Source organism: Microbacterium gubbeenense DSM 15944 (assembly GCF_000422745.1).
GTDB classification, from domain to species: domain Bacteria; phylum Actinomycetota; class Actinomycetes; order Actinomycetales; family Microbacteriaceae; genus Microbacterium; species Microbacterium gubbeenense.
In genome coordinates this window covers 177361-198841 of sequence record NZ_KE383914.1, presented here as the reverse complement: position 1 = coordinate 198841, position 21481 = coordinate 177361, and the positions used below count along the sequence as shown (strand labels likewise).

General features: G+C 68.4%; 19 protein-coding genes. 6 read left to right on the top strand and 13 right to left on the bottom strand.

What is annotated here, in order from left to right; translation table 11 throughout:
- Positions 1–120: 120 nt before the first annotated feature.
- Together G510_RS0114300 and G510_RS0114295 are read left to right on the top strand one after the other, a co-directional pair.
- Positions 121–1398 carry an ABC transporter substrate-binding protein gene (locus G510_RS0114300; RefSeq protein ID WP_036323602.1) on the top strand — a complete coding sequence of 426 codons (1278 nt, stop codon included), beginning with the start codon at positions 121–123 and terminating at the stop codon, positions 1396–1398.
- An 86-nt stretch (positions 1399–1484) separates the two neighbouring features.
- Entirely contained in the window at positions 1485–3266 is a 1782-nt protein-coding gene (locus tag G510_RS0114295; RefSeq protein ID WP_051216802.1) for an ABC transporter ATP-binding protein, read from the top strand.
- Here G510_RS0114295 and G510_RS0114290 read toward each other — a convergent pair.
- Positions 3259–4788 carry an alpha-N-arabinofuranosidase gene (locus tag G510_RS0114290; protein ID WP_029154161.1) on the bottom strand — a complete coding sequence of 510 codons (1530 nt, stop codon included), beginning with the start codon at positions 4786–4788 and terminating at the stop codon, positions 3259–3261. The two genes, G510_RS0114295 and G510_RS0114290, sit on opposite strands and share 8 nt — an antisense overlap.
- Before the next feature lie 115 nt (positions 4789–4903).
- On the opposite strand from G510_RS0114290, the gene G510_RS0114285 reads away from it, so the two are divergent.
- The gene (locus G510_RS0114285) at positions 4904–5881 is read left to right on the top strand and encodes a LacI family DNA-binding transcriptional regulator (RefSeq protein ID WP_029154160.1); all 978 of its coding nucleotides are present in this window, start codon (positions 4904–4906) and stop codon (positions 5879–5881) included.
- 9 nt (positions 5882–5890) lie between these two features.
- Here the strand turns inward: G510_RS0114285 and G510_RS0114280 are convergent, their stop codons facing one another.
- From G510_RS0114280 to G510_RS0114260, 5 genes are read right to left on the bottom strand one after another with little or no spacing between them, the layout of a single operon-like run.
- Positions 5891–6988: a Gfo/Idh/MocA family protein gene (locus G510_RS0114280; protein ID WP_029154159.1), complete on the bottom strand. Its 1098-nt coding sequence runs from the start codon at positions 6986–6988 to the stop codon at positions 5891–5893.
- Positions 6985–7764: a ThuA domain-containing protein gene (locus tag G510_RS0114275; RefSeq protein ID WP_029154158.1), complete on the bottom strand. Its 780-nt coding sequence runs from the start codon at positions 7762–7764 to the stop codon at positions 6985–6987. The genes G510_RS0114280 and G510_RS0114275 overlap by 4 nt, the downstream gene beginning before the upstream one ends.
- A gap of 32 nt (positions 7765–7796) precedes the next feature.
- A complete protein-coding gene (locus G510_RS0114270; RefSeq protein ID WP_029154157.1) occupies positions 7797–8660 on the bottom strand; it encodes a carbohydrate ABC transporter permease in 864 nt (287 codons plus the stop codon).
- 12 nt (positions 8661–8672) lie between these two features.
- Positions 8673–9587 carry a carbohydrate ABC transporter permease gene (locus G510_RS0114265; protein WP_051216801.1) on the bottom strand — a complete coding sequence of 305 codons (915 nt, stop codon included), beginning with the start codon at positions 9585–9587 and terminating at the stop codon, positions 8673–8675.
- A gap of 50 nt (positions 9588–9637) precedes the next feature.
- Complete coding sequence (locus tag G510_RS0114260) at positions 9638–10693, bottom strand: sugar ABC transporter substrate-binding protein (protein ID WP_029154155.1); 1056 nt, start codon at positions 10691–10693, stop codon at positions 9638–9640.
- 6 nt (positions 10694–10699) lie between these two features.
- Here G510_RS0114260 and G510_RS17215 point away from each other — a divergent pair, with 6 nt between their 5' ends.
- Positions 10700–11599: a LacI family DNA-binding transcriptional regulator gene (locus tag G510_RS17215; protein ID WP_051216800.1), complete on the top strand. Its 900-nt coding sequence runs from the start codon at positions 10700–10702 to the stop codon at positions 11597–11599.
- Position 11600: 1 nt separating this feature from the next.
- Here G510_RS17215 and G510_RS0114250 read toward each other — a convergent pair whose 3' ends face one another.
- From G510_RS0114250 to G510_RS17210, 6 genes are all read right to left on the bottom strand, one after another.
- Positions 11601–12032 carry a heat shock protein transcriptional repressor HspR gene (locus tag G510_RS0114250; protein WP_036323595.1) on the bottom strand — a complete coding sequence of 144 codons (432 nt, stop codon included), beginning with the start codon at positions 12030–12032 and terminating at the stop codon, positions 11601–11603.
- 89 nt (positions 12033–12121) lie between these two features.
- Complete coding sequence (locus tag G510_RS0114245; protein WP_029154153.1) at positions 12122–13066, bottom strand: DnaJ C-terminal domain-containing protein; 945 nt, start codon at positions 13064–13066, stop codon at positions 12122–12124.
- A 17-nt stretch (positions 13067–13083) separates the two neighbouring features.
- Positions 13084–13686: a nucleotide exchange factor GrpE gene (locus tag G510_RS0114240; protein WP_029154152.1), complete on the bottom strand. Its 603-nt coding sequence runs from the start codon at positions 13684–13686 to the stop codon at positions 13084–13086.
- Positions 13686–15533: a molecular chaperone DnaK gene (gene dnaK, locus G510_RS0114235; RefSeq protein ID WP_029154151.1), complete on the bottom strand. Its 1848-nt coding sequence runs from the start codon at positions 15531–15533 to the stop codon at positions 13686–13688. The genes G510_RS0114240 and dnaK overlap by 1 nt, the downstream gene beginning before the upstream one ends.
- Before the next feature lie 152 nt (positions 15534–15685).
- On the bottom strand, positions 15686–17320 hold the full coding sequence (locus G510_RS0114230; protein ID WP_029154150.1) for a dipeptide ABC transporter ATP-binding protein: 1635 nt from the start codon (positions 17318–17320) through the stop codon (positions 15686–15688).
- A gap of 87 nt (positions 17321–17407) precedes the next feature.
- Positions 17408–18337, bottom strand: a complete 930-nt coding sequence (locus tag G510_RS17210; protein ID WP_036323592.1) for a LysR family transcriptional regulator — start codon at positions 18335–18337, stop codon at positions 17408–17410.
- A gap of 100 nt (positions 18338–18437) precedes the next feature.
- Here G510_RS17210 and G510_RS0114220 point away from each other — a divergent pair, with 100 nt between their 5' ends.
- Both G510_RS0114220 and G510_RS0114215 read left to right on the top strand, forming a co-directional pair.
- The gene (locus tag G510_RS0114220) at positions 18438–19751 is read left to right on the top strand and encodes a glucarate dehydratase family protein (protein WP_084644410.1); all 1314 of its coding nucleotides are present in this window, start codon (positions 18438–18440) and stop codon (positions 19749–19751) included.
- Positions 19745–20746 (top strand): 2-hydroxyacid dehydrogenase, encoded by a 1002-nt coding sequence (locus tag G510_RS0114215; protein ID WP_029154148.1) that lies wholly within the window; start codon positions 19745–19747, stop codon positions 20744–20746. The genes G510_RS0114220 and G510_RS0114215 overlap by 7 nt, the downstream gene beginning before the upstream one ends.
- A gap of 2 nt (positions 20747–20748) precedes the next feature.
- Here the strand turns inward: G510_RS0114215 and G510_RS0114210 are convergent, their stop codons facing one another.
- Complete coding sequence (locus G510_RS0114210; RefSeq protein ID WP_029154147.1) at positions 20749–21480, bottom strand: sulfite exporter TauE/SafE family protein; 732 nt, start codon at positions 21478–21480, stop codon at positions 20749–20751.
- Position 21481 lies beyond the last annotated feature (1 nt).

The window sequence follows — 21481 nt, the reverse complement described above, 5'->3', positions numbered from 1 at the left end:
CGCGGCCCGTCGCAACTTGTGAAACGTTTTAACTGTCTCGTATCATCACCTGGAAAGCGTTCTCCCACTGGCCTCGATCACCCCGACGCGGCCGAACAAAGAAGTTCTGAGAGGCATCCCATGCGGAAGAGCACATACATCGCAGGTGCCGTCGTCCTCGCGACATCACTTGCGCTCACGGGCTGCGCGGGCGGCACCAGCGGCGATGACAGCTACGAGCCGGGCGACGAGGTCGAGCTGACCTTCACGTGGTGGGGCAACGACGACCGCGCGCAGCGGTACGGCGAGCTCATCGACGCGTTCAACGAGGAATACCCGAACATCACGATCAAGGGCTCGTTCGCCGACTTCCCCGCGTACTGGGAGAAGCGCCAGACCGAGGCCGCTGGCGGCGGCCTGCCCGATGTGTGGCAGTTCTCCGACTCGTACCTGCGCCAGTACGCCGAGAACGGGCTGCTCGCCGATCTCGGTGAGTACGGCGATCTCATTTCGACCGACGCGATCGACGATGGACTCGTCGGCACCGGTCAGTTGGGCGGAGTGCAGTACTCCCTGCCGCTCGGCTACAGCGCGTGGGCGCTGTTCCTCAACGACGATCTCCTCGAGGAGAACGGCATCGAGCCGTATGAGGGCGGCACCAGCTACGCCGACTACTCCGCATGGATGGCCGAGGTGACGGAGGCGACGGGCGGCGAGCTGTACGGCGGCACCGACCTCACGCAGCGCATCCAGAACTTCGAGAATGTGCTGCGCGCCGAGGGCGGAAACCTCTACACCGACGACGGCGAGCTCGGTTTCACGAAGGAGCAGCTCGCCGCGTTCTGGGAGTCGGGTGCCGGCGACCGCGACGGCGTCGCCGTTCCCCAGCAGAGCCTCGAGGAGATCAGCCCCGTCTCGGGCTTCGGCGCGAACCTCACGGTGAGCGAGGCGAGCTGGAGCAACTTCATCGCGTCCTACCTCGGTGACTCCGGGGCGTCGAGCCTCTCGATCGTCGCACCGCCCCTCGACGTCGAGGGCGGCCAGGACCTGTACCGCCAGGCCGGCCTGCAGATGGCCGTTTCGTCGTCGAGCGAGCACCCGGAGGCCGCGGCGATCTTCCTCGACTACGTCATCAACAGCCCCGAGGCCGGCGAGATCTTCGGCACCTCACTCGGGTTCCCCGCGTCCGACACGAAGCTCGAGGGGGCGACCCTCGAGGGCCCCGACCAGCAGGTCGCCGACTACATCGAGTCGGTGCAGGACCGCATCGGCGATGCGCCTCCCGTGCCCGTGGCGGGCTATGGATCTCTCGAACAGAAGTTCTGGGACATCGGCAAGGAGCTCGGTCTCGGCACCGTCACCGTCGACGACGCCGTCGACCAGTTCTTCGGCGAGGCTGAGGTCATCCTCGGCAACTGATCCGCTGATCCATCGCACCCATTACCGGGCCCGGCCTCGCCGGGCCCGGTAATGTATCGATACACAGACTCGATGGAAGGGCGCCGATGCTGGGAACGTTCACGGGCGCCGTCCGCGTCATCACGATCGCCGATGACCCGCGGCCGCTCCGTTCGGTCGCGCGATTGCTGCGTCGGCGTCCGGGCCGGCTCACGGTCGCCATGCTCGCCTTCGCGTGCAAGGAGGTTCCGCTCTGGTTCCTCCCCGTCATCACCGCGCGGATCATCGATATCGTGGCGACGGGCGGCGAGGTGTCGGACGTGCTCACCTGGTTCGCGATCGCCGGTGTGATGCTGCTGCAGAACTATCCCATGCACATGGTCTACGTGCGCAACTTCATGAGGGTGGTGCGCGACACGGGCGCGGATCTTCGCAACGCGTTGGCCGCGCGCCTGCAGAGCCTGTCGATCGGCTATCACACCCGCGTGAGCGCGTCGATCGTGCAGAACAAGGTCGTGCGCGACGTCGAGAACGTCGAGATCATGCTGCAGCAGGTGACGCACCCGCTGCTGTCCGCGACGATGGTGCTCGTCGGCGCCGTCACGATGACCGCGATCGCGGTGCCGCAGTTCCTCCCCGTCTACGCCCTCGCGATCCCGATCGCGCTCATTCTGAGGGGCGTGCTCAGCAGCCGGTCGCGCACGCGCAACGAGGTGTTCCGGCGCGAGGTCGAGGGATTCGCCGCCCGAGTCGGTGAGATGGCGACGCTCGTTCCCGTCACGCGCGCGCACGGGCTCGAGCGCACCGCGGTCTCCCGCGTGCGGGAGGGCGCGGAGGAGGTGCGGCACGCCGGCTACGCGCTCGACAAGCTCAACGGCCATGTCGCCTCGCTCTCGTGGGGCGCGATGCAGCTGCTCGGTGTGACCTGCCTCGTCGCGGCGGCGGTCTTCTCGCTGACGGGCGTCCTGCCGATCACGCCGGGCGAGGTCGTGCTGCTCTCGAGCTACTTCACTCTGCTCACGCAGGGGCTCACCTCGCTGCTCATGCTGATCCCCGTGGGCGCACGAGGGCTCGAGTCGATGCGGTCGATCTCCGAGGTGCTGCGCGAGCCCGATCTCGAGCATAACGAGGGCAAGCGCGATGTGCAGGAGGTCGCGGGACATCTCGCGCTCGAGCGCGTCTCGCATCGCTACTCCGAGGCAGACCGCGACGCGGTGCACGAGGTCTCGCTCGACATCCGCGAGGGCGAAACGGTCGCCTTCGTCGGGTCATCCGGATCCGGGAAGTCGACGATGCTGAACCTCGTGCTGGGCTTCGTGCGACCGACATCCGGGCGGATCGTGCTCGACGGCGCCGACATGCAGGAACTCGACCTGCGCACCGTGCGGCGGCACATGTCGGTCGTGCCGCAGGAGTCGGCGCTGTTCGAGGGATCCATCCGCGACAACATCGCGTACGGCCTCGACGACGTCTCCCCCGACCGCATTCGGCAGGCTCTCGTCGATGCGAACGCCGCCGAGTTCATCGATGCTCTGCCGGATGGGTGGGACACCCTCGTCGGCGAGCGCGGCGCCCGATTGTCCGGCGGCCAGCGGCAGCGGCTCGCGATCGCGCGCGCCCTCATCAGAGATCCGCGGATCCTGCTGCTCGACGAGGCGACTTCGGCGCTCGATCCCGAATCAGAGGCCCTCGTGAAGGGTGCGCTCGATCGGCTCATGACCGGCCGCACGACGCTGATCGTTGCGCACCGGTTGTCGACGATCCGCCGCGCCGATCGCATCATCGTGCTCGAGCGCGGCGAGGTCGTCGAACAGGGCGCCCACGCCGATCTGCTGCGTGCAGGCGGGCGCTACGCCCACCTGCACAGCACGCAGAACGACGTCAGCTGATCGCGACCGACACCGTCACGTACGAGTGCGCGGGAAGGTCGACCTCGAGGCCGCGCGGGTGGGGGCGCACGCCGTCGTGCGCGACGGGCGCGATGCGATCCGGATCCTGAGGAGTGTTGTGCGCCGCCGTGTCATCGGCCGTGAGGATCCGCGCGGACACCTCGCCGAGGTCGCCGCCGCGCAGGTCGAGCACGACCGTGCGAGCGCTCGACGAATCGAGGTTCGACAGCGAGATCAGGGCGGACCCGTCCTTCGTCGATGCCGACGCCGACAGCAGCGGCAGGTCGCGTCCGTCGACGTGACGGCTCTCGGATCCGACGACGTGCGCCGCGAGCGCGCCCGCGTCGTGATGGCCGGTGTTCATCTCGAAGACGTGGAAGGTGGGCGTCTTCACGAGCGCGCCGGTGTCGGGATCCGTGAGCAGCATCGCCTGCAGAACGTTGACCGTCTGCGCGATGTTCGCCATCACGAGGCGGTCGGAGTGGCGGTGGAAGGAGTCGAAGTGCACGCTCGCGACGAGCGCATCGCGCAGCGTGTTCTGCTGGTACAAGAACCCGGGGTTCGTGCCCTCCTCCACGTCCCACCACGTGCCCCATTCGTCGAGCACGAGGCCGACGCGCTTGTCGGGGTCGTACCCGTCCATGACGGTGCTGTGGCGCGTGAGCAGCTCCTCGATGCGGAACGCGCGCGACAGCGCGACGTACCACTCGTCGTCAGTGAAGTCGGTCGCGGATCCCTTGCTGTCCCACGGCCCGGTCATCGTGTAGTAGTGCAGCGACAGCGCCTGGTACGGCGTCGAGCTCTCCCCGGGGCAGCCGCCGAGGCACCCGAGGCCCTTCATGAGCGAGGCCGTCCACCGGTAGTCGTCCGTGTTCGCGCCGGCCGCGATCCGGTAGACCGTGTTGTCGCCGTGGTCGCGCACGTACGTCGCGTACTGGCGCGCGAGATCCGTGTATGCCTCGGCGCGCATGTTCCCGCCGCAGCCCCACGCCTCGTTGCCGATGCCGAAGAAGGGCACCTTCCAGGGCTCGTCCCGCCCGTTCGCCCGGCGCAGGGCGGCCATGGGCGAGTCATCCGCGCGAGTTAGGTACTCGATCCACTCGCTCATCTCGCGCACCGTGCCGGATCCGACGTTGCCGTTGACGTACGCATCGGCGCCGAGCATCTCGCACAGCTGCATGAACTCGTGCGTGCCGAAGGAGTTGTCCTCGACGATGTCGCCCCAATGCGAGTTGACCATGCGCGGCCGCTCGCCGACCGGACCGATGCCGTCGCGCCAGTGGTAGTCGTCGGCGAAGCATCCGCCCGGCCAGCGCAGGTTCGGGATCTTCAGCTCGCGCAGCGCATCGACGACGTCGAGGCGGATGCCGGCCTCGTTCGGGATGTTCGAATCTTCGCCGACGAAGAAGCCGCCGTAGATGCATCGCCCGAGGTGTTCGGCGAAGTGGCCGTACAGGTGGCGGCTGATGCGCGAGAGCGGCAGGTCGAGATCGATGACGACGCGGGTGGACTCGTGAGACATGCTTCCTCGCAGATGACGACGGCTATTGTATCGATACACAGATTGCGACAGGCGCCGCGCGATGTCAAGCTCCGCGCGACCGAACCGTGCCAGAATGTGGCGAGGAGAGTGCAGCATGGTGACGATGCAGGACGTGGCGCGGGCCGCCGGGGTGTCCCCCATGACCGTGTCGAACGTCGTCAACGACCGGCCGCACATCAAGCCCGCGACGCGGACGCGCGTGCTCGCCGCGATCGATGACCTCGGCTACCGCATCAACGCGGCGGGCCGCAACCTGCGCACCGGCCGCACGGGCACGATCGGGCTCGCGGTTCCCGAGGTCGACAACCCCTACTTCTCGCACCTGATCTCACGTGTGGTCGAGGAGGCCGCGCGGCACCGGCTGCGCATCGCGATCGAACAGACGGGCGCGGCGCGCGAGGCCGAGCTCGAGGTCGTGTCGATGTCGCGCAACCGCCTGTACGACGGCCTGCTGCTGTCGACCGCCGGCCTCGCCGCGGGCGACCAGGACCTCCTGCGGGTCGACTATCCGATCGTGCTGCTCGGCGAGAGCATGTTCGACGCGCCCCTCGATCACATCGTCATGCCCAACCGCGAGGGCTCGCGCGAGGCGGCCGAGCACCTCCTCGCGCGGGGCTGCCGCCGCGTCGCGTATCTCCGGCGCCACGACACCGATGAGGATCCGCGGCTCGCCGGCTACCTCGACGCGATGGCGACCGCCGACCGCGAGCCGCTGTTCATCGACATCGACGGCTTCGGCACGGTCGCGGCCGCCCGAGCCGTCGCCGCCGCCATGGCGGAGGACAACGCGCCGGACGGCATCGCCTGCTCGACCGACAGCCTCGCCTTCGGCGCGATGCGCGGCGTGGTCGACGCGGGGCTGCGCGTGCCGGAGGACGTGCGGATCACGGGGTACGACGACGTGCCGATGGCGTCGATCATCATGCCCTCGCTCACGACGATCGCCCCCGATCACGAGGCCGCCGCGCGCACGGCGCTCGAGTTCCTCGTCGAGCGCCTGAACGGATCCGCCGAACCGCCGCGCACGTACACGATCCCCCACGCGCTGCGGATCCGCGACTCCTCGCGCTGACGGGCCCGCTCAGTACTCTTCGAGCACCGCGCGGGTCGCCGGATCTTCCTCGATCTCGATCGCCTCGGCGAGCGCGGCCCGGCGCACCTCGGCGATGTCGACGCGTGCGCCCGTCTCGGCCGAACGCACCGCCGCCTCGACCATCGCGAGGCTGGCCACATTCAGAGCGGCCTCGTTCTCGGGCCGCGCGCCGCTGCGGAGGCAAGCGACGAACTCCCGCAGGGATCCGGCGATCTCCTCCGGCACGCCGGAGGGCACATCGATCCGCTCGGGCGCATCACGCGAGCCGGGGCGGATCACGCTGACCGCGTCCGCGCCGTCCCAGCGGATCGTGCCGCCCTCGCCGTCGATGCGCCACTCGCCGTTCCACGCCGTTTGATCCCCGACCGCCACCCAGCTGCCGGTGAAGACGTATCGCGCGCCGCCCGCGAACTCGAACACGGCGTGCGCGTCGGCGGCGCCGTCGAACCAGCTCCAGCTCGGGTTGTTCTCATCGCAGACGACCGAGACCGGCTCGGATCCGATCACGGCGCGCGCGACGTCGAACTGGTGGATCGCCATGTCGATCAGCAGCGGGTGCGCCATCTCCTCGCGGAACCCCGGGAAGTGCGCCTCCCGGAAGAACTGCGTCGCGACGCTGGTGACCTGGCCGATGCCCGGAAGCTCGGCCCGCGCCGCATCGAGCGCGGCGAAGTACCGGCGCGACTGGCTGATCATCAGCAGCTGCCCGCCGGCGTGCGCGGCGGCCGCCTGCCTGTAGGCATCGCGGACCGACGGCGCCGCCGGCTTCTCGCACAGGACCGGCAGCCCCGCGGCGAGCGCCTCCCGGTTCACGGGGAGGTGCGCGACCGGGATCGTGACGTTCACGACGGCGTCCGCCCCGGTCTGCGCGGCCACCTCCGAAACGCTCATGCCGAGCGCGACGCCTGAGATCCCCAGCTCCGCGAGCGCCTCCCGCGCCGTGTCGAGGTTCAGGTCGACGAGCCCGACGAGCTCGACGGTCGGATCCGCCGCAATGGTGCGCAGCCACGCGCGCCCCATCCCGCCGGCCCCCGCCTGCACGATGCGGAGGGGCCGAACGTGGTCGATCGTTCGGAACGTGCTCAATTCTCCATCGCCCCCGAGTACCCGTGACCGTTGTAGAAGTCCTCCGGTTCGTAGCGGAGGAGCACCGGATCCGTGCGCTCGGGACGCAGCGTCATCGCCCACTCGACACCGTTCGCGAGCACCCGCCGCACCTCCTTCTGGTGGTACACCGGGTAGTCCTGATCCCCCGGGCTGAAGAAGAAGATCTTGCCGAAGCCGCGCCGATAGGTCATACCGCTGCGGAAGACCTCGCCACCCGTGAACGTCGAGAGGAACACGAGTTCGTCCGGCGTCGGCACGTCGAAGAACTCGCCGTACATCTCCTGCGCCGGAATGATGAAGGGGTGCGGGACCCCCTGCGCGATCGGATGCGTCGGATCGACCGTCCACACGATCTCGCGGTCGTTCTTCGACCGCCAGCGCAGCGTGCAGCTTGTGCCCATGAGCTTCCCGAAGATCTTCGACCAGTGGCCGGAGTGCAGCACGAGCAGCCCCATGCCGGCGAGCACGTGGCGGTGGATCCGCGCGACGACCTCGTCGGCCACGTCGCCGTGGGCCGCGTGGCCCCACCACACCAGCACGTCGGTGCCCCGCAGCACCTCCTCGGTGAGACCGTGCTCCGGATCCTGCAGCGTCACGGCGGAAACGGATGCCCGCTCGCCGAGGTTCTCCTCGATGCCCTCCTTGATGGTGGTGTGCATGCCATCCGGGTAGATGTCGCGCACCTCCTGCTGCTCCTGCTCGTGGACGTTCTCGCCCCACACGACGACGCGGATGGGGTGGTCGGCACCGGACATGGGTGCTCCTTTCCTTGATTCTTCGAAGAGTGTCACTTGACGGATCCGCCCATCGCGCCCGCCGCGATGTACTTCTGCGCAATGAGCAGCAGGATGATCGCGGGCAGCGACGACAGCACAGCGGTGGCCATCACGGCGCTCCAGTTCGACACCTGCGTGCCGAGGTACTGGTAGATGCCGAGGGTGACCGGACGGATGTCGCTGGTGGTGGTGAGGGTCAGCGCGAACAGGAAGTCGCTCCACGCGAACAGGAACGCGAACAAGCCCGCCGTGATGATCGCGTTCTTCGACACGGGCAGCGCGATCGACCAGAAGGTGCGGAACTGGCCCGCCCCATCGACGCGCGCCGCCTCGAGGATCGACGGATGGATGTTCTGCATGAACGCCCGCATGACGATGATCGCGAACGGCACGGAGTGTGAGGCGTCCGCGACGATGAGCCCGACGTACGTGTTCAACAGGCCGAGGTCGTTGTACGCCGCGTAGAGGGCGTTCGCGATCACGATGCCCGGGATCATCTGGGCGATGAGGATCGCGAGCAGCGCACCCGTGATCCAGCGGTACCGGAACTGCGCGAGCGCGTACGCCGCCGGGGCGGCGATGCCGAGGCTCACGATGACCGCACCGGCCGAGACGATAAGGCTCGTGATGAGGTTGTGCCCCTGGTCGCTGATGGCCTTCTCGTACCCGGCCCAGCTGGGATTCGTTGGGAACAGCCCTGCCGAGAGCGTGTTGCCGGAAGGCTGCAGCGAGGCGTTGATCATCCAATAGACGGGGAACAGCATCACGACGAGCAGCACGACGCCGATCGCGACGTAGACCAGCTGCTTGCCGCTGGCGCCGCGCAGGCCGCGGGAGCGCCCGCTGCCGACGGTGATGAGTGCGGTGGTGGTCATGGCACGGTCTCCTTACTCGTCCACGGGCTTGCGGCTGCTGCGCAGGTAGACGATCGCGAACACCAGCGAGATGAGGATCAGGATGTTGCTGAACGCCGCGCCCACGCCGAACTCGAAGTCGACGAACGAGGTCTGATACGAACGGATCGCGATCGTCTGCGTCGCGTTCGCCGGCCCGCCGCCCGTGAGCCCGAGGATCACGTCGAGCACCTTCAGCGTGTAGACAACGCCGAGCACGAGGGTCACCCCGATCACGCCGCGCAGGTTGGGCAGCGTGATGTGCCAGAACGCCTTCCACCCTGTCGCGCCGTCGAGCGACGCCGCCTCATAGAGCTCCTCCGGGATGTCCTGTAGACCGCCGTAGAGCAGCGTGACGTTGAACGGGATGCCCACCCAGATGTTCACGATGATCACGGCGATGAGCGCGTGATCCGGGCTCGAGAGCCACGGCACCGGATCCACGCCGAACACGCCCAGGAAGCGGTTCAGGATGCCGCTGTCCTGGTCGAGGATCGACCGCCACGTCGCGCTCGCGACGATGAGCGGCAGCAGCCACGGCAGCAGCAGGAGGGCCCGCATGATGGTCGACAGCGGGAACTTCTTCTGGAAGAACAGCGCCAGCCCGAGCCCGATCACGAACTGTCCCACGAGGGATCCGGCCGTGAACAGGGCGGTGTTGAGCAGGGCGGGCCCGAACAGGCTGCTCGTGATCGCCGTGACGTAGTTGCTGATGCCGACCCACGGGGCCTCGCCCGTGAAGAACGTCTTCGTCGTGTAGTCCTGGAAGCTCATCGTCAGGTTCTTGACGATGGGGTATCCGAAGAACAGAAGGATGTAGATCGCCGCCGGCACGACGAAGAGGAGCTTCGCGACATCGTCGCGACGGATCCTCCTGCGCGCGGGGCGTCGGATCGTCTCTGCAGTCATGGTGCACCGTCGCACCGCGGCCCGGCGCGATCGCCGGGCCGCGGATCGCGTCAGCCCTGGGCGGCCTTCGCGAACGCCTCGTCAGCGGTCGCCTCGCCCGTGATTGCGAGCTGTACGGCGTTGTAGATCACGGTCGCCGCCTTCGGCCACTCGGCACCCAGCTGGGCCGTGCGGGCGCGCGCCGTCTTGATCTGCTCGCCGAACGCCTCCATCTCCGGCACCTGCTCGATGTAGCCGTCGATGAGGTCGGTGCGCGTCGGCACGAGGTAGCGGCTCTCGGCGATCGACAGCGACGTCTCTTCGTTCGACATGCACTCGACGAACTCGGCTGCCTTCGCCTGCACGTCGCCCTGGCTCCAGTTGACGGTGCCGGCGGAGGCGGATCCGGACTCGATGAGGTCAACCCACAGCTGCAGCGCCTCGGCGTTCTCCGGCGAATCGAGCTCGGCCTCGTCGCCGCCGTTCGTCCACATGAACGGGAGGAACTGCCACGCGCCCTCGTAGTCGGCGATCGCCGAGAACGCGACGCCGTAGCGATCGCCATCCGTCAGCGCGGCGGCCGATTCCTTCAGCTCGCCCCAGGTGGTCGGCGGTTCGATGCCCGCCTCCTCCAGCACGTCGACGTTGTAGAACAGGCCGAGCGTGTTCACGGCGGGGCCGAGCCCGTACACCTCGCCCTCGTGGGTGGCGGCGTCGAGGATCGACTGCGTGAACGGCGACGTGTCGATGTCGAACGTCGACAGCGGCGTCAGCCCTCCGGTCGCCGCGATCTCCTGCACGTCGGGGTTGTCGAGCATCAGCACGTCGGGCATCGTCTTCGACTGCGCGCGCTGCAGCACGGTCTGAATGAGGTCGGGGCCCGGCACGCTCTCGCGCTCGATCTCCACACCGACGGTCTCGGCGCACGCGTCGAGCGCCTCCTGCACCAGCGTCGAGTCGGGTTCGTTGTCGTAGTAGTCGAGGATCGTGAGCGTGCTCGCGTCGCCACCGCCTTCTCCTCCACCGCCTCCCCCGCCGCATCCCGCGAGCGCGAGGGTGGCTGCGGCCGCGACCGCTCCGGAAACGAGGATCCTCTTCTTCCGCACGATGTACTCCCTTGTCGTCATGCTGCGATGCGCGAGCTCGGCTTCCGCCGCAACCCGATCGGCGCGGCCCTCGCGAACGGGCGCACCCGCATCGTGGCGCTGCTGTTCCCCGTGCTCGAGCGATCCTTGTCGCACACGGCGGTAGCGTTCTTGTCGAGCGCCTCACGCCGGGCGCGCGAGCGCGGTTACGACCTCATCATGTGGCCGATCGGCACCGACACCGAGCACATCGACGTGCTCGCGCGCGGCGGGCTCGTCGACGGGGTGATCCTCATGGAGGTGCAGCTGGAGGATCCGCGCGTGAACGCGCTCGCCGACAACGACGTGCCGTTCGCGATGATCGGCCGCACCGAGGAGCCGTCGGCACTCCCCTACGTCGACATCGACATGGCCACCTCCACGCGGGAGGCGATCGACCGCCTCGCCGCCCTCGGGCATCGCGACATCGCGTTCGTGTACAGCTCGAGCCCCGAGTACGACCACGGCGCCGTGTCGCGGGCGCGCGGCGCGTACCTCGCGGCCACCGACGAGCGCGGACTGCGCCAGACGCTCTCGAGCAGCGAAGAGCACCCCGCCGAGGGGCGGATCCTCGGCGAGCGGTTCGCGCGCGAGCACCCCGAGGTGACGGCCGTGATCATCATGAACGAGCACGCGGCGTCCGGATTCGTGCGGGGTCTCGCGCTCACCGGCGTGCGCGTGCCGGAGGACGTCAGCGTGCTCTCGCTCGGGTCGTCCTCGTACATGGCCGAGATGTCGGATCCGTCGCTCACCTATATGCGCACGCCCGCGCCCGAGCTCGGCGAGCTGGGGTTCGACGCGCTCGAGCGCCGGCTCGCGGATCCGTCCGGTGCGCCGATGCAGACGCTCCTGCCGTGCACATTCGTGCGGGGCGATACGCTCGCGCCCGCGCGAACCGCAGAGGCCTGAGTCAGCCGCGCGGCGGGTGCCAGAGCACGATGTCGGCCCGACGCCGCACGCGGGTGGTGCCGTTGAGCGTGATCGCGCCTCCGTCGATGCCCGTCGCGAAGACGCGGGCACCCGGACGGTTCTGCCGTTCGCGGTGCAGCTCGGCGGCGAGCGAGCGCACCTCGTCGCGCAGATCCCGCACCTCGTTCTCGAGGTCGAGCATGCGCTGGATCACGGCGAGCGGCACACCCTCGGCCGACAGTCGCGCGACCTCGCGCAGCTGCACGACGTTGCGCGCCGAATAACGACGGGATCCGCCGCGGGTGCGACCGGGCACCACGAGCCCGGTGCGGTCGTACTGGCGCAGAGTCTGCGGGTGCAGGCCGGACAGCTCGCTGGCGGCCGCGATCGGAAAGATCGGGTCCTGGTCGCTCACTCCCTCGGGCAACTGCATCTCACACCTCCTGGTGTCTCATACCCCTACGATGTCCCCGTTGGTGTCGGAATGGCGGCGCCATTCCGACACCAACGGGGACACGGTCATCAGAGGAACAGGGCCGAACGGGGGTTCTCGTTCGGTTCGACGGCTCGGTACGCCTCGAGTGCGGCCTTCTGCTCGTCGGTCAGGTGATCCGGTACGGCCACCTCGACCTCAGCGAGCAGGTCACCCGTGCCCTTCGACGTCTTGATGCCGCGACCCTTCACCCGCAGCACGCGACCCGACGGCGTTCCCGGCGCGACGCGAAGCTTCACGGTCGCGCCGTCCACCGTCGGCACCTCGATGGTCGTGCCGAGCACGGCCTCGGTGAACGTCACCGGCACCGTGAGCCGCAGATTTCTGCCGTCGCGCGAGAACACGCGGTGGGGCCGGACTGCGACCTCGACGACGATGTCGCCTGACTCGCCGCCGTTGGGCGAGGGGCGCCCGCGGCCGCGCAGCCGGATCTTCTGACCGTCGGCGACGCCGGCGGGGATCTTCACCTTGAACGGCTTGCCGTCCTCGCCCTTGAGCGAGATGGTCTCGCCCTTCGCGGCGTCGAGGAAGTCGATCGTCGTGCGCGCCCGCACGTCGGCGCCCTTCTGGGGCCCGCCGAATCCGCCGAAGCCGCCGCGACGGCCGCCCCCACCCTGACTGTTGAACATCGAGAAGATGTCGTCGAAGTCGGGGGATCCGCCGCCGCCGCGCGAGAAGCGGCTGAAGACGTCTTCGAAGCCGCCGGATCCGGATCCGCCCGCCGTGAAGCGCGCGCCCGAACCCATCGCACGGAGCTCGTCATACTCCTTACGCTGCTCGACGTCCGACAGGACAGCGTACGCCTCGCTGATCTCCTTGAACTTCGCTTCGGCGGCCGTATCACCCGGATTCGAATCCGGGTGATACGTGCGGGCGAGCTTGCGGTAGACCTTCTTCAATTCGGACTGATCGACGTCCTTGGAGACGCCGAGCGTGCGATAGAAGTCCTTGTCGAACCAGTCTTGGCTGGCCATCGATCGCCTTCTTCCCGTTATTCGGCCGGAACGGCCACGACCACCTTGGCCGGGCGCAGTTCGACATCGCCGAGGCGATATCCGACCTCGACGACCTCGAGGATCGTCGTCTCGGTGGCACCCGGGGTGGGCGCCTGGAAGACGGCTTCGTGCTGCTGCGGGTCGAACACGTCGCCCACTTCGCCGTATGCGACGAGGCCGGACTCGGTCGCGACGACCCGCATCTTGTCGGCGACGAGCGCGAACGCGGATCCCTCAGCGAGGTCGCCGTGCTTCGCGGCGCGATCGAGGTCGTCGAGCACGGGCAGCAGCCGCTTCGCGACGGCCCCCTTCGCGCGATCGATCTCGATCTGGCGCTGCTCGTCGGTCCGGCGACGGTAGTTCGCGTACTCGGCCTGAATGCGCTTGAGGTCGTGCAGGAGCTGCGTCTCGTAGTCGCTCTTGTCCTGCTCGACGGCCTCGTCGGTCTGCTCCGCGTCGAGGATCTCGTCGATCGTCAGATCATCGGATGAGGTCTCAGCGGATTCGCCGGAGGCGGGGGCTTCTGCGGCCCCCGCCTCGGCGTCCGGCTGGACCTGGTCTTCGCCGTCGTTCGGCGAGGTCGGGTCCTGGTCGGTCATTACTTCTTCTCGTCCTCTTCGTCGTCGACGACCTCGGCGTCCACCACGTCTTCGTCATCCGACGCGGACTCCTCGGCCGGTGCCTCGTTCGTTTCCTCCTGCGACTGGGCGTAGATCGCCTCGCCGAGCTTGGTCTGCGACTCGTTCAGCTTGTCGAGCGCCGACTTCACGGCGTCGTCGTCATCGCCGGCGAGCGCGGCCTTCAGCGCATCGACATCGGCCTTGACCGACTCCTTGACGTCGACGGGAAGCTTCTCGTCGTTGTCGGTGAGGAGCTTGTCGACCGAGTACGCGAGCGTCTCGGCCTGGTTGCGCGTGTCGGCGGCCTCGCGGCGCTTCTTGTCCGACTCGGCGTTCTCCTCGGCCTCGCGCACCATGCGGTCGATGTCTTCCTTGCCGAGCGAGGAACCGCCCGTGATCGTCATCGACTGCTCCTTGCCGGTGCCCTTGTCCTTCGCCGAGACGTGAACGATGCCGTTCGCGTCGATGTCGAAGGTGACCTCGACCTGCGGCATGCCGCGGGGCGCGGGGGCGATTCCGGTGAGCTCGAACGTGCCGAGCGGCTTGTTGTCGCTCGTGAACTCGCGCTCGCCCTGGAAGACCTGGATCGCGACGGAGGGCTGGTTGTCCTCGGCCGTGGTGAAGGTCTCGCTGCGCTTGGTCGGGATCGCGGTGTTGCGCTCGATGAGCTTCGTCATCACGCCGCCCTTGGTCTCGATGCCGAGCGACAGCGGGGTCACGTCGATGAGCAGAACGTCCTTGCGCTCGCCCTTCAGCACGCCGGCCTGCAGCGCGGCGCCGACGGCGACGACCTCATCCGGGTTCACACCCTTGTTCGCCTCCTTGCCCGTCTCCTGCTTCACGAGCTCGGCGATCGAGGGCATGCGCGTGGATCCGCCGACGAGAACGACGTGCGCGATCTCGCTGAGCGACACGCCCGCTTCCTTGATGACGTCCTGGAACGGCTTCTTCGTGCGCTCGACGAGATCCTTCGTGAGGTCCTCGAACTTGGCGCGCGTCAGCGTCTCCTGGAGCGATGCGGGGCCCTCCGCCGTGAGCGAGAGGTACGGCAAGCTGATCGTGGTCGATGCCGAGCTCGAGAGCTCCTTCTTCGCCTGCTCAGCGGCCTCCTTGAGGCGCTGGAGCGCGATCTTGTCGCCCGAGACGTCGACGCCCGTCGTGTCCTTGAACTGCTTCTGCAGATACTCGACGACCCGCTGGTCCCAGTCGTCGCCGCCCAAGCGGTTGTCTCCCGAGGTGGCGCGCACCTGGATCGTCGAGAAGTCGTCGTCCTTGCCCACCTCGAGGAGCGAGACGTCGAACGTTCCGCCGCCGAGGTCGAAGACGAGGATCAGCTCGTCCTCCTGGCCCTTGTCGAGACCGTACGCGAGCGCGGCCGCGGTGGGCTCGTTGACGATGCGCAGCACGTTGAGGCCCGCGATCTCGCCGGCCTCCTTCGTGGCCTGGCGCTCGGCGTCGTTGAAGTACGCGGGAACCGTGACGACCGCGTCGGTCACGGTGTCGCCCAGGTACTGCTCGGCGTCGCGCTTCAGCTTCTGAAGGATGCGCGCCGAGATCTCCTGCGGCGTGTACTTCTTGCCCTCGGCCTCGAACGACCAGTCGGTGCCCATGTGGCGCTTGACCGACGCGATCGTGTTGTCGACGTTGGTGACCGCCTGGCGCTTCGCGGTCTCGCCGACCAGCACCTCGCCGTCCTTTGCGAATGCGACGACCGACGGGGTCGTGCGCATGCCCTCGGCGTTGGCGATGACCTTCGGCTCGCCGCCTTCCAGGACAGAGACAACCGAGTTCGTCGTTCCGAGGTCGATACCTACAGCACGTGCCATGTTCAGCTCCGTTTCGTTGAGACAAGTTCACTCGCGAGACTTGAGTCGCGATGGCTCAAGCATAGAACCTGAGTCGAGCTGCGTCAAGTCCGACTTGATACGAGCCGACTCAAGTTACGGGATCGCGGTGATAGCGCCCCAACGGGCCGTTCTCACGCGGTGAAAGCGGGCACCGCGTCGATCAGCATGCGCGTGTAGTCCTCCTGCGGGTTCGTGAACAGCTTGCCGGTCTCATCGCACTCGACGAGCACACCGTTCTTGAGCACGGCGACGCGGTCGGCGCTCTCGGCGACCACGCCGAGGTCGTGGGTGATGAACATATAGGTCAGCTCGCGTTCGCGCTGCAGCTCGTCGAGCAGGGCCAGCACCTGGGCCTGCACCGAGACGTCGAGCGCCGACACGGCCTCGTCGAGCACGATGAACTCCGGATCCAGCGCGAGCGCCCGCGCGATCGCGACGCGCTGGCGCTGTCCGCCCGACAGCTCGTCCGGATAGCGGTCGAGCATGCCGCCCGGCAGCGCGGTCTGGTCGGCGAGGTCCCGCGCCCGCGCGGAGCGCGACGCCCGGTCGCCCTCGCCGAACGACAGGAGCGGCTCGGTGATCAGCTGCTCGATCGTCATGCGCGGATTCAGCGAGTCGAACGGGCTCTGGTAAACCATCTGGAATCGGCGGCGCAGCTGGCGCAGCTTCTCGCCCTTGAGGTCGGTGATGTCCTGCCCCTCGAAGCGGATGGATCCGGAGGTCGGGTCGTCGAGCCGCAACACCAGGCGCGCAAGCGTGCTCTTCCCGGATCCGGACTCGCCGACCACCGCGAGCGTCTCGCCGCGGCGGATCTCGAGCGTGACGTCGTCGACCGCCGTGAGCGATTTCTTGCCGCCCTCCCCCTTCGGCAGGGGGAAGACCTTCGTGAGGTTCTGGATCTCAACGATCGGCTCGCCTCCGAACACGATGCGCTCGCTCGTCGCCGCCGCGCGCCGCTCGTGCGCCGACAGCCGCGGCGCAGCGGCGATGAGGGCCCGCGTGTACTCGTGGCTCGGGTTCGTCATGACCTCGCCCGCCGGCCCGGAGTCGACGACCTCGCCCTTGCGCATCACAACGACGGTGTCCGCCCGCTCGGCGGCCATACCGAGGTCGTGCGTGATGAGCAGGATCGCCGTGCCGAGCTCGGCCGACAGCTTCTCGAGGTGATCGAGGATCTGCTTCTGCACGGTCACGTCGAGCGCGCTCGTCGGCTCGTCGGCGATGAGCAGATCCGGATCGGCGGCGAGGCCGCCCGCGATGAGCGCGCGCTGCTTCATGCCGCCAGAGAACTGATGCGGGTACTGCTTCGCGCGCTCGGCCGGGTACGTGATCCCTGCCATCTCGAGCAATTCGACGGCCTTGCCCTCGGCCTGTCGCTTGCTCGCGAGCCCGTGCACCAGGAGGGGCTCGGCGACCTGCGCGCCCACGCTCCGAACGGGGTTGAGACTGAGCGACGGATCCTGCGGCACGAGACCCATGACGCGGCCGCGGATCGCGCGCCACCGAGCCTCGCTGAGGCCGCGCAGGCTCTGTCCATCGAAAGAGATCTCGCCGCCCGTGACCTCGGCATTGGGGGCGAGCAGGTTCATGATCGCCTGCGCGACGGTGCTCTTTCCGGATCCCGATTCGCCGACGATCGCGACGACCTCGCCGCGGCGCACCGTGAGATCGACGCCGCGGACGGCCTCCACCTCGCGGTCGCCGATGCGGTAGCTGACACGGAGGCCTTCGACGCGCAGAATCGCGTCGGAGAGCTGTTCGACCATGAGGCGTCCTCCTCGTTGAGCGCACGGGCGATGATGCTCACGCTATGCCGCGCGATCCTTCCGATCAACAGCTAGTTGGGCATGACACTATGCACCCAATGCATCGATGGCGACGTCGCCGCCCTCTTCATCGATCAGCGCCAGGATCGCGGGCACGAGCGGGTTCTGCGTCTCGCGGCTCCACGCGATGTCGAGCTCGACGCGGTTGACCCGATCCGACGGATCCTTCTCGCTCACGGGCAGCAGCGCGACGGTGTCGGGGCAGATGCGCGAGGCCGACTCGGGCACGAGCGCGACGCCGAGCCCGGCGCTCACGAGGGCGAGCAGCGTCGGGATCTGCCCGGCGTACTGCGAGATGCGCGGATGCACGCCGCTCGCGACGAACATCGACAGTAGGAGGTCGTGGAAGTAGCGCGCGACGCCCGGGGAGTACATGAGCAGCGGCTCGTCCAGGAGATCGATGAGGCGCGCGGGATCTCCCCGTTCGGCCAGCACCGAATCCGACGGCACCGCGACGACGAGCTTCTCCCGGTAGACGGGGCGGCTCTCGAGCTGCGGGCGCGACAACAGGGGGCGCACTAGCCCGACATCGACCGTTCCCTTCTCGATCGCGTCGACCTGTTCGAGCGTGACCATCTCCCTGAGCAGCAGGGAGACGTCGGGCAGCGCCGTCGACGCGCGCCGCATGAGCCGAGGTATCACGGCCTGCCCCGCCATGGCCGTGTATGCGATCGTCAGGGTGCCCGCGGCACCCTTGCCGACCGACTTCACGTCGGCGACGGCCTTTGCGGCCAGGTCGATGAGGCGCCGGGCGCTGGGCAGCAGCGCCCGACCCGCCTGGGTGAGCTCGACGCGGCGGCTCGTGCGCGAGAACAATTGCGTCTCGAGCTCGCGCTCGAGCTGCTGGATCTGTCGACTGAGCGGCGGCTGCGTCATCTTGAGCCGCGAGGCGGCTGCGCCGAAGTGCAGCTCTTCCGCGACGGCGATGAAGCACTCGAGCTGTACCAACGAAATCATCGATTCACTCCCGACATTGATCTGTGCTCATTTTGGTTTGACACGGCATTAAACACAACCATAGGTTCGGAAAAGAGGTGCACGACGATGTGGAGGCTCGATGTCCGACGAAATTCTGGTGTCTCTGCCGAGCGCGACGGCGGTCTCCGAGCACGCGATCCGCGAGATCCGGATCACGCCCGTCGCGTTTCACGATACGCCGCTGCTGAACACCGTCGGCGTGCACGAGCCGTTCGCTCTGCGCGCGATCGTGCAGATCCACACCGCATCCGGTGTGACCGGCCTCGGCGAGACGTACGGCGACGAGGCGCACCTCACCCGCCTCGCGAAGGCGGCCGATCGCGTGCTCGGGTGCGACGTGTTCGCGACCAACGACCTCCGCACCCGAGTGACGGCGGCCGTCACCGCCGATACGACCGCGGGCGGCCACGGCATGTCCGGCATGGTGACGGGGACGAGCACCGCCGATCGCGCGCTCAGCCCGTTCGACGTGGCCTCCTTCGACGCCCGCGGCAAGATCCTCGGCGTTCCCGTGAGCGAGCTGCTCGGCGGTCGCGTGCGCGATGCGGTCCCGTTCAGCGGCTACCTCTTCTATAAGTGGGCGGGCCATCCGGGCGATGAGCCCGACAGCTGGGGCGAGGCGCTCACCCCCGAGGGCATCGTCGAGCAGGCCCGCCGCATCGTCGACGAGTACGGCTTCGGCGCCTTGAAGCTCAAGGGAGGCGTGTTCGAGCCCGACCAGGAGATCGCCGCCGTCCTCGCGCTGCGCGAGGCGTTTCCCGACATGCCCCTGCGCATCGATCCGAACGGCGCATGGACGGTCGCGACGTCGATCCGCGTCGCCGACTCTTTGAAGGACGTGCTCGAGTACCTCGAGGACCCGACGAACAGCCTCGAGAAGATGGCCGAGGTGCGCCGGCACACCGATCTGCCGCTCGCGACGAACATGTGGGTCGTCGCGTTCGACCACATCAAGGAAGCCGTCCGCCTCGGCGCGATCGACATCGTGCTGAGCGACCACCACTTCTGGGGCGGCTTCGAGCGGTCGAAGCTGCTCGGCGGCATCTCCGAGACGCTCGGCTGGGGCCTGTCGATGCACTCGAACTCGCACCTCGGCATCAGCCTCGCCGCCATGACCCACCTCGCCGGCGCGACGCCCGTGCTCGACTACGCCTGTGACACGCACTGGCCGTGGAAGCGCGCGGACGAAGACGTGATCGCGCCCGGCGCGCTGGAGTTTGAGAGCGGATCGCTCGCGGTGCCCACCGCTCCCGGCCTCGGCGTCGAGCTCGACGAGGATCTGCTCCAGAAGCTGCACCGGCAGTACATCGACTGCGGCATCCGCGAGCGCGACGACACCGGGTACATGCAGCGGTTCGATCCCGCCTTCACGAACACGTCGCCGCGATGGTGAGCCCGCTGCGCATCGCCGTGACGGATCCCATCATCACGGGGTTCGCAGGTCACCTGCGGTTGACGGCGCGCGAGCACGAGTGGCGCTTCGCGGCCGACTCCTCCCCGCGAGAGGTGCTCGACGGCGCGGATGTCGTCGTGTGCTCGCGGCTCACCGCGGAGGATATGCCCGATGCGCCGTCGGCGCGGCTCATTCACGCGACCGGCGCCGGCATCGACCGGATCGACGCGGACGCGATTCCCGCGGACGCCGCGGTCTGCAACACGGGCAACCACGGATCCGCGATCGCCGAGCACGTCGTCATGGTCGCGATGATGCTGAACCGCCGCGCCCTCGAGGCGGATCGACAGATGCGCGAGGGCACCTGGCGCACGGTCGCCACCGCCCCGGGAACGCCGTTCCACAGCGCGCTGCGCGGCTCGACGATAGGGATCCTCGGCTTCGGCGAGATCGGGCAGGCGGTCGCGCGGCTCGTGGCCGGCCTCGGCATGCGGGTCGTGGCGACCAGGCGTCGCCCGGATCAGCCGCTCCCCGACGGGGTCAGCGCCGATCGCATCTATGCCGAGAGCGAGCTCGCTTCTCTCCTCGCCGAGAGCGAGCTCGCTTCTCTCCTCGCCGAGAGCGATGTCGTGGTCGTCACGGTTCCGCTGACGAGCGAGACGCGAGGGCTCGTCGGATCCGGGGCCTTCGACGCGATGCGGCCGGAGGCGATCCTCATCAACGTCGCGCGCGGCCCGGTCGTCGACGAGGACGCGCTCTTCGAGGCGCTGTCTGCCGGGCGGATCGCGGGGGCCGGAATCGACGTGTGGTGGGGCGCCCCGAGCGGCACCACCGCGCCCGAGTCGGTTTCGCGGTTCGCCGCACTCGAGAACACTGTGCTCACGCCCCACTTCTCCGGCCATGCGCGCGAGGTCTTCGAACAGCGCGCTGCCGACATCGCACGCAACATCGACTTGCTCGATCAGGGGCTGCCGCTCGAGCGCCGCGTGCGCTGAACCTAAGACGCGACGAGCTCCACGACCTGCGTCACGATGAGGGCGCCCGCGCCGAGCGCCGAGGCGGTCAGCGCGATCACGCGCGTGCGCTGCCGGTTGAGATAGCGATTGATGAACCGTGAGACGGCGATCCCGATGAGGGCCGGGATCAGCATCCACGCCGCGAACTCGAACGCGCGCTGGGGGATCGCGCCGAACGCAATCAGCGTCGCGAGAGACAGCGTGGACCCGGCAAGGAAGAACGCGGCCATCGTGCCACGCAGCTTCGGCCCCTCCGACGACTGCCAGATGATCGACATCGCCGCGCCGCCGACGGAAGTCGTCGTGCCCATGATCCCCGACATGCCGCCCGCGATCGCCTGGGTCGTGCGCGTGACCCTCGGCTCCCAGCCGCGCATCGACACGAGGATCCCGCCGAGCACTGTCAGTGCGACGAGCCAGGAGAGCACGGCGGGCGACATGATCACCACGAGGCCCGCGCCGATGATGTTGCCCGGAACGCGGCCGACGAGCGCCCAGCTGGCGCCGCGGAAGTCGAGACCGCTGCGGTCCAGGAGGAGCACGGTTCCGCTCACGACAATCGCCAGCATGATGATCGACGCGGGCAGCAGCCCCGGGTCGACGATCGCAATGAACGGCGCGGAGGCCATGCCCATGCCGAACCCGATGGATCCCTGCAGCGTCGCGGCGACGAAGACGGGGATGGCCAACAGGATGAGGACATGCGCCTCCATG